Genomic DNA, 14606 nt, shown 5'->3' on the forward strand with positions numbered 1-14606 from the left:
GGTCACGCGCGGGTGGCGGCCAGTTCGATCACCGTGACGTCCGACGGAGCCCCCACGCGCGTGGGCGGGCCCCAGGCACCCGCGCCCCGGCTGACGTACAACTGGGTGTCGCCGTAGCGGTCGAGACCGGCGACGGTCGGGTTGGCGGCGGCGGCGAGCAGGCTGCCGGGCCAGAGCTGGCCGCCATGGGTGTGCCCGGAGAGCTGGAGGTCCACGCCGTACCGGACGGACTCGTGGATCTGCACCGGCTGGTGGGCGAGCAGCACGCACGCGCGGGCCCGGTCCCGGCCGCCGAGCGCCTTGCCGAAGTCCGGCCCCTGCCCCTCGCTCTCGCCCTGTACGTCGTCCACCCCGGCCAGGTCGAAGAAGGGCAGTTCGGTACGGGCGTTCCGCAGCGGGTGCAGACCGAGTTCACGGACCTCCTCCACCCACTGCTCGGCGCCGGAGAAGTACTCGTGGTTGCCGGTCACGAAGTAGGCGCCGTGCCGGGCCCGGAGCCGGGCGAGGGGGGCCGCGGCGGGGCCGAGGTCCTCGACACTGCCGTCGACCAGGTCGCCGACGACCGCGATCAGGTCGGGCCGCGTGGCGTTGACCGTGTCGACGACCCGCTGTGCGAAGCCGCGGCCGAGGACCGGGCCGAGGTGGATGTCGCTGACCACGGCGATGCGGAAGCCGTGGGCCGCGCGGGGGAGCTTGGCCAGGGGCACGGTGACGCGCTTCACGCGCGGGCCGCGCAGGACGCCGTAGGTGCCGTGGCCGACGGTCGCCACGGCGGCGGTGGCCGCCACGGCGCCGACCGCGCGGGCGACGACCAGGCGCCGGGCGGGGTCCTGGGCGGCCGGTGCCGCGGTGGGCGCAGGGGGCCCCGCCGCCTGGCGGGAGCGGGGGCGCGGACGGTCCCGGTACCGCAGGGCGCGGCGCAGCAGCGGGCGGGCCGCCTCACCCGCCACCACGCCCAGCAGCAGGTACAGCGCCAGCGCCATCCACAGGAAGCCCGGCCACGCCAGGGCGCGCTGGAGCGGGAAAGGGGCGCCCGTGCGCTCCGAGACCAGGGCCGCGGTCATCAGGAGCGGACCGGCGACGAAGAGCGCCGTACCGGCGCGGCGGGCCGGGCCCGGGCCGCGGGTGGTGTCGCGGACCAGGCGCCGCCACACGTACCAGTGCAGGCCCGCGACGGCGGCCAGGACGGCCAGGGCGACGAGCGCGAGGACGATGACCACCCGGGACGGTCCCCGCTATGAGTTCCGGCGCAGTGCGCGCAGCCCGCGCAACCCGATGACCCCGATGACCGTCCCCAATACGAAGGAAACGACCGCCAGCAGCAGGTGCACCCAGAAGTAGGCGGTCGGGTGGCCGTCGTCGAAGGCGAGTCCGCTGCCGTCCTCGATCAGGTTCTTGACGAAAGTGACCCAGATGACCCAGGACCACACCCCGAACGCGAGCAGGAACCAGGAGACCGGGCGGCTGAGCTTCATGCGTCCAGTATCGCCGTCCGGTGTCCGGCTCCGTGCCGGGGGTGGGGCGGGCGGCGGGGCTTCACGGTCCGGTGCCGGTACGTTCTCGACCGTGCCCGCACCGAAGACGACCGGCCGGCGATCCCTGCTGGTCACCTCCGCCACCTTGTTGTCGCTGTCCGTCACCGCACCCGCCGCGCTCGCCGTGCCGGTCCCCTCCCCGAGCCCGACGGCCGCTCCCCCGGCCCTGATGTCCACCGTGGGCGGTGCCCGGCTCGGGCAGCCGGGCACCCAGGTCGACCTGGCACCCGGCGTCCCGGTGCTGCCCAAGGACATCACCGCCCGGTCCTGGATCGTGTCCGACGCCGAGTCGGGCGAGGTCCTCGCCGCGCACAACGCGCACTGGCGGCTGCCCCCGGCGAGCACGCTGAAGATGCTGTTCGCGGACACCGTGCTGCCCCGCTTCCCGAAGGCCACCCGGCACAAGGTCGCGCCGTCGGACCTCAGGGACGTGGGCACCGGCTCCAGCGTGGTCGGGGTGAAGGAGGGCGGCACCTACTCCGTGCACGACCTGTGGCTCGGCGTCTTCCTGCGCTCGGGCAACGACGCCGTGCACGTGCTGTCCGCCATGAACGGCGGCGTGCGGCAGACCGTCGCGGACATGCAGGACCACGCCGAGGAACTCCAGGCCCTGGACACCCAGGTGGTCTCCCCCGACGGCTACGACGCGCCGGGACAGGTGTCGTCGGCGTACGACCTGACGCTGTTCGCCCGCTCCGGGCTGCAGAAGAAGGACTTCCGCGACTACTGCTCGACGGTGAGCGCGAGGTTCGGCTCCGCCGAGATCCGCAACACCAACCGGCTGCTGAGCGGCGACAGCGACGTGCCCGTCTACCCGGGCATCGCGGGCGTGAAGAACGGCAACACCACGCACGCGGGCGCCACCTTCACCGGGGTCGCCGAGCGGGGCGGCAAGGTCCTGCTGGTCACGGTGATGAACCCGCAGAAGCACGAGCACAACGAGGTCTACAAGGAGGCCGCGAAGCTGTTCGACTGGGGTTTCCAGGCGGTCGGCAAGGTCGGTCCGGTGGGCGAGCTGGTGCCGCCGAAGAGCGCCGCCGGCGCGCGGCCCGACCCGAGCGCGTCCGACCTGAGCGCGTCCGGCCCGAGCGCGTCCGCCGGGCCGGGCGCGGCGCGGGCGGCGGGGCAGGCCTCCGGGACCGGCGGGGCGGGTGCGAAGCCGGCGGCGAGCGCCACCACGGCCTCCGGCTCCGGCGGGGCCGGGACCGCCCTGGCCGTCGCCTGCGCACTGCTGGCGCTGTTCGCGGGCGCGGCGTTCCTGGTCAACCGCCGGTGGCCGCTGCCAGACCTGATGCGCCGTCGGACACGTCCGTGAGGTCCGCCCGCTTGCTGCCGGTGGCCGTCCAGGAGGCGCAGAACAGGACGAGTTTGGCGGTGAAGTTGATCCACAGCAGCAGCGCCACCGGGACCCCGAACGCGCCGTACATGCTCTTCGCGGCGACGCCCTGGACATAGCCGCTCAGCAGCAGCTTCAGCAGTTCGAAGCCGACCGCGCCGAGCAGCGCCGCGACCAGCAGACGGCGGCGCGGCGGCTCGACCCCGGGCAGCAGGGTCAGCACGTACAGCAGGACGAGGAAGTCGGCGAGCGCGGCCACGGCGAACGCGGCGATCTGCAGCAGCACCGTGCCCCAGCCGTGCTCGTCCAGGCCGAGCTGCCGGGAGAGCAGGCCGATGGCGGCCGAGGCCAGGGTGGACGCGGCGAGCGTGACCAGCAGGGCGCCGCCGAAGCCGAGCAGGATGCCGGCGTCCTTGGCCTTGGTGAGGACCGGGTTCTCCGCGCGGTCCGGCAGTTCCCACACCGCACGCAGGCAGTCCCGCACCTGGCCGACCCAGCCGATGCCGGTGAGCAGCAGGACCGCGCCCGCGATGACGCCGACCGTGCCGGCGTTCTGCACCAGCGAGGTGAGGTCGAGTTGGTCCGACAGGCCCGGGAACTGGCCGGCGATCTGCCGTTCCACCGCCCTCTGGCGGGCCGGGCCGAGCGTGGCGGCGGTGATCGCGGCAGCCACGGTGAGCAGCGGGAAGAGGGCCACGAAGCTGACGAAGGTCATGGCGGCGGCCAGCCGGGTCCACTTCACCCGGTCCAGCCGTTCGTAGGACCGCCACGCGTGGGTGGCGGTCAGCCGGGTGACGATCGGCCCGATGCCGGGCAGCTTCTTCAGCCAGTCCATGATCCGACTGTGCCCGGTCCTCGGGGCCGTCAACACCGCGTTTCTCCGCCCGAACGGTCATACCGGGGCGATACGGTCAACTGTCATGAAGGATGCCACCGCACTGCCCCGGTCCCTGCTCGTCCTCGGCGGCACGTCCGAGATCGCGCTGGCCACGGCGCGCCGGCTGATCGCCCGCCGTACCCGCACGGTGTGGCTCGCGGGCCGCCCCTGCGTCGCGCTGGAGAACGCCGCCGGGAGCCTGCGGGCGCTCGGCGCGGACGTGCACACCCTCGCCTTCGACGCGCTCGACCCGGAGTCCCACGAGGCCGTCCTCGGCAAGGTGTTCGCCGAGGGGCCCGTCGACCTGGTGCTGCTCGCCTTCGGGATCCTCGGCGACCAGGCGCACGACGAACGCGACCCGGCCCGCGCCGTGCAGGTCGCCCGGACCAACTACACCGGGGCCGTCTCGGCGGGCCTGGTCACCGGCCGCGCCCTGCAGAACCAGGGCCACGGCTCGCTCGTCGTGCTGTCCGCCGCCGCGGCCGAACGCGCCCGCCGCACCGACTTCATCTACGGCTCCAGCAAGGCCGGCCTCGACGCCTTCGCCCAGGGGCTTGGGGACGCGCTGCACGGCACCGGCGCCCACGTCATGGTCGTACGCCCCGGCTTCGTCCGGACCCGGCGGACCGCCGGCCGGCCGCGGACCCCGTTCGCCACCACCCCGGAGGCGGTCGCCACGGCCATCGAACTCGGCCTGCGGCGCGGCGCGGAGACGGTGTGGGTGCCGGGCGGGCTCCGGTGGGTCATGGCGGCCCTGCGGCACACGCCGCGGGCGGTCCACCGCCGGCTCGCGCCCTGACGGGCGGCCCTAGCGGCTCGCGATCCGGCCGCGCTCGATGTCGGTGTGGCCCGGCTGGGGAGGTACGACGGGACCCCCGAAGGTGTACTCGCGCAGCTTGCGCCAGACGCCGTCGGCGCCCTGCTCGTACAGCGCGAAGCCGGTGCACGGCCATGCGGCGTCGAAGTCCGCCAGTTCCTCGAAGGCGCGGTCCATCGCCGCGTCGTCGATGCCGTGCGCCACGGTGACGTGCGGGTGGTACGGGAACTGCAGCTCGCGCGCCACCGGTCCGGACGCGTCCCGGATCCGCTGCTGCAGCCAGGTGCAGGCCTCGGCGCCCTGGGCGACCCGGACGTAGACCACCGGCGACAGGGGCCGGAAGGTGCCGGTGCCGGACAGCCGCATCGGGAACGGCCGGCCGGCCGCGGCGACCCGGGTGAGGTGCGCGTCGACCGCCGCCAGGTCGGCCTGCTCCACCTCGGTCGGCGGCAACAGCGTGACGTGCGTGGGGATGCCGTGAGCCGCGGCGTCGCCGAAGCCCGCGCGCCGCTCCTGGAGCAGGCTGCCGTGAGGCTCCGGGACCGCGATCGAGACGCCGATCGTTACGGTCCCCACGTCGTCTCCTGTCGTCGTGTCTGTTTTCTGCTCAGCCGTCGGCTATGACTGTACGGCCATGAGTGTGCTGTGGGCAGGCGCAGCGGAAGTGATGTGCAGCGCTCCGCAGGCGCGGGCCCGTGACCAGGCGCGCCTCAGTGCTTGGCCGGGAGGAAGCCCACGCGGTCGTACGCCTGCGCGAGGGTCTCGGCGGCGACGACGCGCGCCTTCTCGGCGCCCTTGGCGAGGATCGAGTCGAGCGTCTCGGGGTCGTCCAGGTACTGCTGGGTGCGCTCCCGGAACGGCGTCACGAACTCGACCATGACCTCGGCGAGGTCGGTCTTGAGCGCGCCGTACATCTTGCCCTCGTAGTCCCGCTCCAGCTCGGCGACCGGCCTGCCGGTGAGCGTGGAGTAGATGGTGAGGAGGTTGGAGACGCCCGGCTTGTTCTCCGCGTCGTAGCGGATCACCGTGTCCGTGTCGGTGACCGCGCTTTTGACCTTCTTGGCCGTGGCCTTCGGCTCGTCGAGCAGGTTGATCAGGCCCTTCGGCGTCGACGCCGACTTGCTCATCTTGACCGTCGGGTCCTGCAGGTCGTAGATCTTCGCCGTCTCCTTGAGGATGTACGGCTTCGGGATCGTGAAGGTCGCGCCGAAGCGGCCGTTGAAGCGCTCGGCGAGGTCACGGGTCAGCTCGATGTGCTGGCGCTGGTCCTCGCCCACGGGGACCTCGTTGGCCTGGTACAGCAGGATGTCCGCGACCTGGAGGACCGGGTAGGTGAACAGGCCGACGGAGGCCCGGTCGGCGCCCTGCTTGGCGGACTTGTCCTTGAACTGGGTCATGCGGCTGGCCTCGCCGAAGCCGGTGAGGCAGTTCATGACCCAGGCGAGCTGGGCGTGCTCGGGGACGTGGCTCTGCACGAACAGGGTGCAGCGGTCCGGGTCCAGGCCGGCGGCCAGCAGCTGCGCGGCGGCCAGGCGGGTGTTGGCGCGCAGGGCCTCCGGGTCCTGCGGGACCGTGATCGCGTGGAGGTCGACGACCATGTAGAAGGCGTCGTGGGACTCCTGCAGGGCCACCCACTGGCGGACGGCGCCGAGGTAGTTGCCGAGGTGGAACGAGCCAGCCGTTGGCTGAATACCGGAGAGCACGCGAGGTCGGTCTGAAGCCATACCCCTCATTGTCGCAGAGGGACGGGGCGGGTCCGGTGCGCGGGGAACGGCGGACCGCGGTGGGCCGGCCGCGCGGTTCCCCGCGCCCTTTCCGGGGCTGCTCAGCCCAGGTCGACCTGCGGGTACAGCGGGAAGCCCGCCACCAGGTCCGTGGCCCGCTGGGAGATCTCCTCGGCGACCTTCCCGTCCAGGACGTGGGCCGCCTTGGACGGGGCTCCCGACTTGGTGGTGCCCGGCTCGGTGGTGGTCAGGACGCGGTCGATCAGGGCGGCCACCTCGTCCATCTCCGCCGTGCCGAGGCCGCGCGTGGTGAGCGCGGGGGTGCCGATGCGGATGCCGGAGGTGTACCAGGCGCCGTTCGGGTCGGCCGGGATGGCGTTGCGGTTGGTGACGATGCCCGACTCCAGCAGGGCCGCCTCGGCCTGGCGGCCGGTGAGGCCGTAGGAGGTGGCGACGTCGATCAGGCTGAGGTGGTTGTCGGTGCCGCCGGTGACCAGGGTCGCGCCGCGGCGGATCAGGCCCTCGGCGAGGGCGCGGGAGTTGTCGACGATGCGCTGGGCGTAGTCCTGGAAGGCGGGCTGCCGGGCCTCGGCCAGGGCGACGGCCTTGGCGGCCATGACGTGCGGGAGCGGGCCGCCGAGGACCATCGGGCAGCCGCGGTCCACCTGGTCCTTGAGGGAGTCGTCGCACAGGACCATGCCGCCGCGCGGGCCGCGCAGCGACTTGTGGGTGGTCGTGGTGACGATCTGGGCGTGCGGGACCGGGTCGAAGTCGCCGGTGAGGACCTTGCCCGCGACCAGGCCGGCGAAGTGCGCCATGTCGACCATGAGGGTGGCCCCGACCTCGTCGGCGATCTCCCGCATGATCCGGAAGTTCACCAGCCGGGGGTACGCGGAGTAGCCGGCGACGATGACGAGCGGCTTGAACTCGCGGGCCTGGGCGCGCAGCGCCTCGTAGTCGACGAGGCCGGTGGCCGGGTCGGTGCCGTAGGAGCGCTGGTCGAACATCTTGCCGGAGATGTTCGGACGGAAGCCGTGGGTGAGGTGGCCGCCGGCGTCCAGGGACATGCCGAGCATGCGCTGGTTGCCGAAGGCCTGGCGCAGCTCGGCCCAGTCGGCCTCGCTCAGGTCGTTGACCTGGCGGGCACCGGCCTTCTCCAGGAAGGGCACCTCGACGCGGTCGGCGAGGACGGCCCAGAAGGCGACGAGGTTGGCGTCGATGCCGGAGTGCGGCTGGACGTAGGCGTGGCGCGCGCCGAAGAGTTCGCGGGCGTGCTCGGCGGCGAGGGCCTCGACGGTGTCGACGTTGCGGCAGCCGGCGTAGAAGCGGCGGCCGATGGTGCCCTCGGCGTACTTGTCGCTGAACCAGTTGCCCATCGCGAGCAGGGTCGCCGGGGAGGCGTAGTTCTCGGACGCGATCAGCTTGAGCATGCCGCGCTGGTCGGCGACCTCCTGGCCGATGGCGTCCGCGACGCGCGGCTCGACCGTGCGGATGACGTCGAGGGCGGCGCGGAAGGCCGTGCTCTCGGTGGAGGGGGAGACGGAATTCTCGGGCATCGGGGACCTCCGGACGGTGTGCGTACAGCGTTCACGTTCGGCCCAGGCGCACGGCACTCTTCCCGCTCGGGCCGCTCCCTGATGGTCCGTCCCATCCCAGCGCGCCAGTCACGGCCCGTTCGCCAGACTACCGGGCGCGCCGCGCGGCGCAGGCCCCGAGTCCACCATGCGAGCGGCGGTACGAAGGGGGCCGCCGTCGTTTCCGTCCCTAGAGGATCACGTGGGGCAGGAAGCGGGCGTACTCGTCGGTGACGGGGCCGGCGGACTCGCGGATGCCGAGGCCCGCCGGTTCGTCCTGGACCACCCAGGCGCCGAGGACGGCGTGGTTGCCGTCGAAGACGGGCAGCGGGGCCAGTTGCTGGTAGCAGCAGGGCTCGTCGCGCGGGACGGCCGGGGTGCCCGGGGGGTGGAGGGTGACGCCCTCGCCCTCGCGGCCGAGGAGGGGCTTGGCGACGTAGCCGGTGGTGCGGGGCAGGTCGCGGGGGCCGTCCAGGTAGGCGGGGAGCAGGTTCGGGTGGCCGGGGTACAGCTCCCACAGGACCGGCAGCAGGGCCTTGTTGCTCAGCAGCATCTTCCAGGCGGGTTCGATCCACAGGGTGCTGCCGGTGCCGCCGCCGTTGTCCAGGGTGTCCAGGACGTGCCCGCCGAAGGCGTCGGTGGTGAGCCACTCCCACGGGTAGAGCTTGAAGAGGGAGCGGATGAAGCGGAGCCGGTTGTCGACGAAGCGGCCGGTCAGGTCGTCCCAGCCGATCTCCTCCATGGCGAGCCAGTCGGTGGCGAGCCCGGCCTGCTCGGCGGTCTCCTTGAGGTAGGCGACCGTCATCAGGTCCTCGCCGAGTTCGTCGGCGCAGGAGTGCGCGAAGTGCAGGGGGCTGCCGGGGGGCAGCAGGGCGGACTGGCTGCGCCAGGCCTCCACGAGGCGTTCGTGCAGGGAGTTCCACTGGTCGGCGCCGGGGAAGCGGTCCTCCATCCAGAACCACTGCGCGGAGGCGGCCTCGACCAGGGAGGTCGGGGTGTCCGCGTTGTACTCCAGCAGCTTCGCCGGTCCCGTGCCGTCGTAGCGGAGGTCGAAACGGCCGTAGAGCGACGGCAGTTCGGCACGGCGATGCCAGGCCTCGGTGACCGCGGCGGCCACCCGCGGGTCGGTGATGCCGAGATCGGCGAGGCGGTCCTCGGCCACGAGGTGCGCGGCGGCGGCCAGGCACATGCGGTGCAGTTCCGCGACGGTGTCCTCCAGCGCCTCGACCTCCTCCAGGGAGAAGACGTAGCAGGCGCTCTCGTCCCAGTACGGGCGCAGCGAGCCGTCGGGGTGGCGGGTGAGCGGGTAGACCAGGCCCTGGGCCTCGACGGTCTGCTGCCAGCCGGGGCGCGGGGTGAGGGTACGGCGTTCCATGGGGTGTTCCGGTCAGCCGCCGGAGCCGCCCTTGCCGCCGCCGAAGCCCCCGCGGTGGACCCCGCCGCTCCCGCCGTGGTCGTCGTCGGAGGAGCCGCCGCCCGAGCCGCCGCCGGACTTGGTGAAGGAACCGCCGTCGACCCAGCCGTCCTCCTCCTCGCCGTCGTAGTACCAGGCGGCGTCGGTCCGCTTGCCGGGCTTCTTGCGGCCGGTCTTGCCCGTCGTCCTCCCGGGCGTCCCCGTCGCCTTGCAGTTCTTGTCGGAGACGACCTTGTACCCCTTGGCGAGGTGGTGGCTGTCGCGGTCGACGCAGCGCTTGTCCGGTTCGGACGAGCAGGCGGTCAGCGCGGCGGCCAGCAGGCCCACGCCGCCCAGGACGACCGTGCCGGAACGAAGTGGCCGGCGTGTGCGCTCCATGATCGTGTCTCCCCCGTCGGATGCGGTGTCCGGCGGCCAGCCTAGAGATCGGTGTGAGCGCCCGCACGAGGGGGTCCGTGATCTCCCGCTCGCCTAGAGTCGGTTCGTGCTCTTCGGAATGGTGTGCGCCCTCGGCGCGGCGGTCTGCTTCGGAACCGCGACGGTGTTGCAGGCGGTGGCCGCGCGGACGGCGGGTGCCGGGGAGGGCGGCGGGGACGCTGCGCTGTTGCTGCGGGCGCTGCGGCAGTGGCGGTACCTCGCCGGCCTCGCGCTCGACGGGCTGGGCTTCCTGCTGCAGATCGCGGCCCTGCGCTCGGTGCCGATCTACGCGGTGGGCGCGGCCCTGGCGGCGAGCCTCGCGGTGACCGCCGTGGTGGCGGCGCGGCTGCTGCGGGTCCGGCTGAGCGGGCTGGAGTGGGGCGCCATCGGGGTGGTGTGCGCCGGGCTCGCCCTGCTGGGGCTGGCCTCGGGCACCGAGGGCGACCGGACCGGCCCGGGCTGGCTGCGGTACGCGATGGTCGCCGCCGCGGTGGGCGTGCTGCTGCTCGGCGGGATCGGCGGGCGCCTGTCCGGGCGGGCCCGGGCGCTGCTGCTGGGGCTCGGCGCCGGGTGCGGGTTCGGGGTCGTGGAGGTGGCGGTGCGGCTGATCGACTCGCTGCGGCCGGCGGACCTGCTGACCGATCCGGCGGCGTACGCGCTGCTGCTCGGTGGCGGCGCCGCGTTCCTCCTGCTCACCTCGGCCCTCCAGCGGGGCTCGGTGACGACGGCCACGGCGGGGCTGGTGATCGGCGAGACGATCGGACCGGCCGCGGTCGGGGTGGTCTGGCTCGGCGACCGGACGCGCGAGGGGATGACCGGGGTGGCGGCGCTGGGATTCGCGGTGGCGGTGGCGGGGGCGTTGCTGCTGGCCCGGTTCGGGGAGGCACCGGCGCCGGAGGGGGCGACCGGGGGCACCTGAGGCGGCCGCAGCGTCCGGCCGGGACGAGGCGTTGCCGGGCCCGGCGCGATCCGGACGGTGGCCTAGGGCAGCACCCTGCACAACGCCTCCAGTGCCCCCGCCCATGCGCTGTCCGGAGGCGTGCCGTAGCCGACGACCAGGGCGTCCAGCGGGGCGGTGACGGCCTGCGGGTGGCGGTGGAAGGAGAGGCCGTGCAGGGCCAGGCCCTGCCAGGCGGCGGCCTGGACCACGGACTCCTCGGTGCCCGGCGGCAGGCGCAGCACCGCGTGGAGGCCGGCGGCGATGCCGGTGACGTGGACCTCGGGGGCCCGGGCGGTCACGGCGGCGGCGAGGGCGTCGCGGCGCCGGCGGTAGCGCAGCCGGGAGGAGCGGACGTGGCGGTCGTACGCGCCGGAGGCGAGGAACTCCGCGAGGGTGAGCTGCTCCAGCGCGCCGACGGTGTCCGCACGGCCCTTGGCCGCGGTCACCTCCGCGGCCAGGGCCGGCGGCAGTACCATCCAGCCCAGCCGCAGCCCGGGCGCGAGCGACTTGCTGGCCGTGCCGAGGTAGACGACCCGGTCGGGGGCGAGCCCCTGGAGGGCGCCGACGGGCTGGCGGTCGTAGCGGAACTCGCCGTCGTAGTCGTCCTCCAGGACCAGCCCGCCGGTGCGCCGGGCCCAGGCGACGACGGCGGCCCGGCGGTCGGGGTGCAGGGGCGTGCCCATGGGGAACTGGTGGGCGGGGGTGAGCAGGACCGCGCCGGCCCCGCCCGGGTCGCCGGGGTCCGTGCCCAGGTCGTCGTAGGGCAGCGGGGGTGTGGCGAGGCCCGCGGCGCGCAGCAGCGCCCAGTGGACGTCGAGGCCGTACGACTCCACGGCCACCGTGCGCACCCCGCGGGCCCGCAGGACCTTGCCGAGGAGGGTCAGGGCGTGCGAGAACCCCGCGGTGATCACGAGGGTGTCGGGGTCGGCGCGCACGCCGCGGGCGCGGGCGAGGTAACCGGCGAGGGCGGTGCGCAGTTCGGGGCGGCCGCGCGGGTCGCCGTAGCCGAGGGCGTGGAAGGGGGCCGTGGCCAGGGCGCGGCGGGTGGCCTTGAGCCACTCGGTGCGCGGGAAGGCGGCCAGGTCGGGGGTGCCGGGGACGAGGTCGTGGCGCGGGAGGGCGGGGGTGCGGCGGGGCGGCGCCGGGGCGGCGGGCGCCGCGGGGCCGTGCGGGTCACCGGGCGCCACCCGGGTGCCGGAGCCCTGCCGGGCGGTGAGCCAGCCCTCCGCGACCAGATCGGCGTAGACCTCGGTGACGGTGTTGCGGGCGATCCCGAGGTCGGCGGCCAGGGAACGGGAGGACGGCAGCCGGGTGCCGGGGGCGAGCCGGCCGGAGCGGACCGCGTCGCGCAGGGCGTCGGTCAGGCCTCGGCGCACCCCGCCCGTCCCGCTCGGTTCGAGGTGCAGGTCGACGCCCGAAGTGGCCCAGGAACCCGCCATGGAAATGGACCATACTCCTGGGCTGCCTCGCTCCTAGGGTCGAGGCATGAGCACTGCACAGGAAACCGCCGCGTACGCCACCGAAGAAGCCCCGCGTCTGGGCTGGGCCGAGCACGCCCCCGACGTCTACAAGGCGATGATCCGCCTGGACAGCGTCGCCAAGCGGGGCCTGGACCCCACGCTCTACGAGCTGGTGAAGATCCGCGCCTCGCAGCTGAACCGCTGTGCGTTCTGCCTCGACATGCACACCAAGGACGCCCTCGCGGCCGGTGAGAGCGTCGAGCGGGTCGTGCAGCTGAGCGCCTGGCAGGAGTCGCGGCACTTCTACACCGAGAAGGAGCTGGCCGCGCTGGAGCTGACCGAGGCGGTCACCGTGCTGACCGAGGGCTTCGTGCCGGACGAGGTGTACGCCCGGGCCGCCGGGCACTTCGAGGAGGCCGAGCTGGCGCAGCTGGTCGCCGCGATCACGGTGATCAACGCCTGGAACCGGTTCGGGGTGACCTTCCGGATGACCCCGGGGCACTACCAGCCCGGGCAGCACAAGTGAGCCCGGCGCGGGACAAGGCGCAGGAGTTCCGCGCCCTGCACCGGGGGCGCGTCCCGGACCACCCGCTGGTGCTGCCCGGCCCGTGGGACGCGGCGAGCGCCCGGGTGTGCGCGGCCGCCGGGTTCCCGGCGCTGGCCGTGCCGAGCGCGGGCGTGGCCGCCGCGCTCGGGTACGCGGACGGGGCCACCCCCGCCGACGAGATGTTCGCGGCGGTCGCCCGGATCGCCCGCGCGGTGGACGTGCCGGTGTCGGCGGACGTCGAGGACGGGTACGGGCTCGGTGCCGAGGAGCTGGTCGAGCGGCTGCTGGAGGCGGGTGCCGTCGGCTGCAACCTGGAGGACTCGGCCGGGGGCGTCCTCAAGGACCCGCGGGAGCAGGCCGAGTTCCTCGCCGGGGTGCGGGCCGCCGCCGCCGACCGGCTGTTCGTCAACGCCCGCGTGGACGTCTTCGTGCACGGCGACGGCGACCCGGAACGGGCCATCGAGCGGGCCGCGCTGTACGTCGCGGCGGGCGCGGACTGCGTGTACCCGATCCTGGCCCCCGAAGCGGTGCTGCCCCTGCTGCGGGCCGGGATCCAGGGTCCGCTGAACGCCCTGGCCGTGCTGGACGGGGACGGCCCCTCGCCCGCCGTGCTCGGCGGGCTCGGGGCCACCCGGGTCACCTTCGGGCCGGGCCTGCAGCGGCGGGCCGCCGCCGCGCTGCGGGAGATCGCCGACGGCCTGACGCGGTAGGCGGGATCAGGACAGCCACTTCTTCCACACGTCGGGGTGGCTGTCCACCCACTTCTCCGCCGCCGTCTGCGGGTCCGTCTTCTGCTCGGCGATCATCAGGGAGACCTCGTTCTGGTCCTCCGTCGTCCACCGGAACTTCTTCAGGAAGGCCGCGGCCTTGCCGCCCGTCTTCGCGAAGTCCGCGTTCAGGTACTTCTGCAACGGGGTGTGCGGGTAGGAGCAGGCGACCTTCGCGGGGTCGGCGTCGCAGCCCTCCTTGTACGGCGGCAGCTTCACCTCCGTCATGGGCACCTTCTTGAACAGCCACTGCGGCGCGTACCAGTACGTCAGGAAGGGCTTCTTCTCCTTGGCGAACTGTTTCATCTGGGTGATCTGCGCCGCCTCGGAACCGGCGAAGACGACCTGGTAGTCCAGCTTCAGGTTCTTCACCAGCGCCTTGTCGTTGGTGACGTAGGACGGGGAGCCGTCCATCAGCTGGCCCTTGCCGCCGCTCTCCGCGGTGCGGAACAGCGAGGCGTACTTGTTCAGGTTCCGCCAGTCGGTGATGTCCGGGTGCTGCTTGGCGAGGTACGTCGGCACGAACCAGCCGATGTGCCCGGTCACCCCGAGGTCGCCGCCGGGCGCGATCGTCTTCTTGTCGGTGACGTACCGCTTCTCCTGGTCCGGGTGGCCCCAGTCCTCCAGGAGGGCGTCGACGCGGCCCTGGCTGAGCGCGTCCCACGCGGGCACCTCGTCGACCTGGACGGTGTCGACGCGGTAGCCGAGCTTGTGCTCCAGGATGTACTGGGCGACGGCCACGTTGGACTGCGCGCCCACCCAGGACTGCACGGACAGGGTGACCGACTTCGCGCCCCCGGCGTTCGCGAAGGGCGAGGCCTGCTTGGTCATGTCGGCGGCGCCGCAGCCGGTCGCGGTCAGCAGCACCAGCGAGCCCACCAGGGCGGTCGTACGACGTCGCATGTCAGGCTCCCTTCTTCGCGCGGCGGCCCGTCGGCTGGGTCACCCGGTCGAGCATCAGGCCCAGGCAGACGATGGCGGCACCGGCGACCAGGCCGGTCGCCAGGTCGCCCTGGGCGAGGCCGAAGGCGACGTCGTAGCCGAGGGCGCCGCCGCCGACCAGACCGCCGATGATGACCACGGCCAGCACCAGGACCACGCCCTGGTTGACCGCGAGCAGCAGCGCGCGCCGGGCCAGCGGGAGCTGCACCTGCCACAGCTGCTGGCGGCCGGTCGCGCCGAGCGAGCGCGCCGACTC

Annotated in this window: 15 protein-coding genes, 1 pseudogene and 1 riboswitch; of the genes and pseudogenes, 5 read left to right on the plus strand and 11 right to left on the minus strand. The window is 73.8% G+C overall.

All coding sequences use genetic code 11. The annotated features are described in order from the left end of the window. Nucleotides 1-2 precede the first annotated feature (2 nt). Together IE312_RS04150 and IE312_RS04155 are read right to left on the minus strand one after the other, a co-directional pair. Entirely contained in the window at nt 3-1220 is a 1218-nt protein-coding gene (locus IE312_RS04150; protein WP_189978485.1) for a metallophosphoesterase, read from the minus strand. Nucleotides 1221-1235: 15 nt separating this feature from the next. Then, nucleotides 1236-1475: an SCO4848 family membrane protein gene (locus IE312_RS04155; protein ID WP_189978486.1), complete on the minus strand. Its 240-nt coding sequence runs from the start codon at nt 1473-1475 to the stop codon at nt 1236-1238. A gap of 91 nt (nt 1476-1566) precedes the next feature. Between IE312_RS04155 and IE312_RS04160 the strand changes: the two genes are divergently transcribed. Further along, on the plus strand, nt 1567-2850 hold the full coding sequence (locus tag IE312_RS04160) for a D-alanyl-D-alanine carboxypeptidase family protein (RefSeq protein ID WP_368859989.1): 1284 nt from the start codon (nt 1567-1569) through the stop codon (nt 2848-2850). On the opposite strand, the gene IE312_RS04165 is transcribed toward IE312_RS04160, so the two are convergent. Further along, nucleotides 2798-3706, minus strand: coding sequence for a YihY/virulence factor BrkB family protein (locus tag IE312_RS04165; RefSeq protein ID WP_189978488.1), 909 nt, complete (start codon nt 3704-3706; stop codon nt 2798-2800). The two genes, IE312_RS04160 and IE312_RS04165, sit on opposite strands and share 53 nt — an antisense overlap. Before the next feature lie 85 nt (nt 3707-3791). On the opposite strand from IE312_RS04165, the gene dprE2 reads away from it, so the two are divergent. Continuing rightward, nucleotides 3792-4547 carry a decaprenylphospho-beta-D-erythro-pentofuranosid-2-ulose 2-reductase gene (dprE2, locus tag IE312_RS04170; RefSeq protein WP_189978490.1) on the plus strand — a complete coding sequence of 252 codons (756 nt, stop codon included), beginning with the start codon at nt 3792-3794 and terminating at the stop codon, nt 4545-4547. A 9-nt stretch (nt 4548-4556) separates the two neighbouring features. Here dprE2 and IE312_RS04175 read toward each other — a convergent pair whose 3' ends face one another. The 5 genes from IE312_RS04175 to IE312_RS04195 all read right to left on the minus strand — a co-directional run bounded on the left by IE312_RS04175 (nt 4557) and on the right by IE312_RS04195 (nt 9655). Beyond that, nucleotides 4557-5141, minus strand: a complete 585-nt coding sequence (locus tag IE312_RS04175; protein WP_189978492.1) for a 2'-5' RNA ligase family protein — start codon at nt 5139-5141, stop codon at nt 4557-4559. 134 nt (nt 5142-5275) lie between these two features. Continuing rightward, entirely contained in the window at nt 5276-6289 is a 1014-nt protein-coding gene (gene trpS, locus IE312_RS04180) for a tryptophan--tRNA ligase (protein WP_189978494.1), read from the minus strand. Nucleotides 6290-6390: 101 nt separating this feature from the next. Continuing rightward, the gene (locus tag IE312_RS04185; protein ID WP_189978497.1) at nt 6391-7845 is read right to left on the minus strand and encodes a glycine hydroxymethyltransferase; all 1455 of its coding nucleotides are present in this window, start codon (nt 7843-7845) and stop codon (nt 6391-6393) included. Between the two features lie 33 nt (nt 7846-7878). Further along, nucleotides 7879-7967, minus strand: a riboswitch (ZMP/ZTP riboswitch). An 86-nt stretch (nt 7968-8053) separates the two neighbouring features. Further along, a complete protein-coding gene (locus tag IE312_RS04190; RefSeq protein WP_189978499.1) occupies nt 8054-9238 on the minus strand; it encodes a glutathionylspermidine synthase family protein in 1185 nt (394 codons plus the stop codon). Between the two features lie 12 nt (nt 9239-9250). Further along, nucleotides 9251-9655, minus strand: coding sequence for a hypothetical protein (locus tag IE312_RS04195; protein ID WP_189978501.1), 405 nt, complete (start codon nt 9653-9655; stop codon nt 9251-9253). 118 nt (nt 9656-9773) lie between these two features. On the opposite strand from IE312_RS04195, the gene IE312_RS04200 reads away from it, so the two are divergent. Further along, nucleotides 9774-10613, plus strand: a complete 840-nt coding sequence (locus IE312_RS04200) for a DMT family protein (protein ID WP_189978970.1) — start codon at nt 9774-9776, stop codon at nt 10611-10613. Between the two features lie 62 nt (nt 10614-10675). Here IE312_RS04200 and pdxR read toward each other — a convergent pair whose 3' ends face one another. Beyond that, on the minus strand, nt 10676-12073 hold the full coding sequence (gene pdxR / locus IE312_RS04205) for a MocR-like pyridoxine biosynthesis transcription factor PdxR (protein WP_189978503.1): 1398 nt from the start codon (nt 12071-12073) through the stop codon (nt 10676-10678). A gap of 46 nt (nt 12074-12119) precedes the next feature. Here pdxR and IE312_RS04210 point away from each other — a divergent pair, with 46 nt between their 5' ends. Beyond that, nucleotides 12120-12620, plus strand: a complete 501-nt coding sequence (locus IE312_RS04210; protein ID WP_189978505.1) for a carboxymuconolactone decarboxylase family protein — start codon at nt 12120-12122, stop codon at nt 12618-12620. Next, a complete protein-coding gene (locus tag IE312_RS04215; protein WP_189978507.1) occupies nt 12617-13351 on the plus strand; it encodes an isocitrate lyase/PEP mutase family protein in 735 nt (244 codons plus the stop codon). Before IE312_RS04210 ends, IE312_RS04215 begins: the two co-directional genes overlap by 4 nt. Nucleotides 13352-13357: 6 nt before the next feature. Here the strand turns inward: IE312_RS04215 and IE312_RS04220 are convergent, their stop codons facing one another. After that, nucleotides 13358-14311: an ABC transporter substrate-binding protein gene (locus IE312_RS04220; protein ID WP_189978509.1), complete on the minus strand. Its 954-nt coding sequence runs from the start codon at nt 14309-14311 to the stop codon at nt 13358-13360. Nucleotide 14312: 1 nt separating this feature from the next. Continuing rightward, nucleotides 14313-14606 (minus strand): annotated as a pseudogene (locus tag IE312_RS38690) (glycine/betaine ABC transporter permease); the annotation flags it as partial.

The organism is Streptomyces capoamus (assembly GCF_014654935.1).
Classification (GTDB): Bacteria; Actinomycetota; Actinomycetes; order Streptomycetales; family Streptomycetaceae; genus Streptomyces; species Streptomyces capoamus.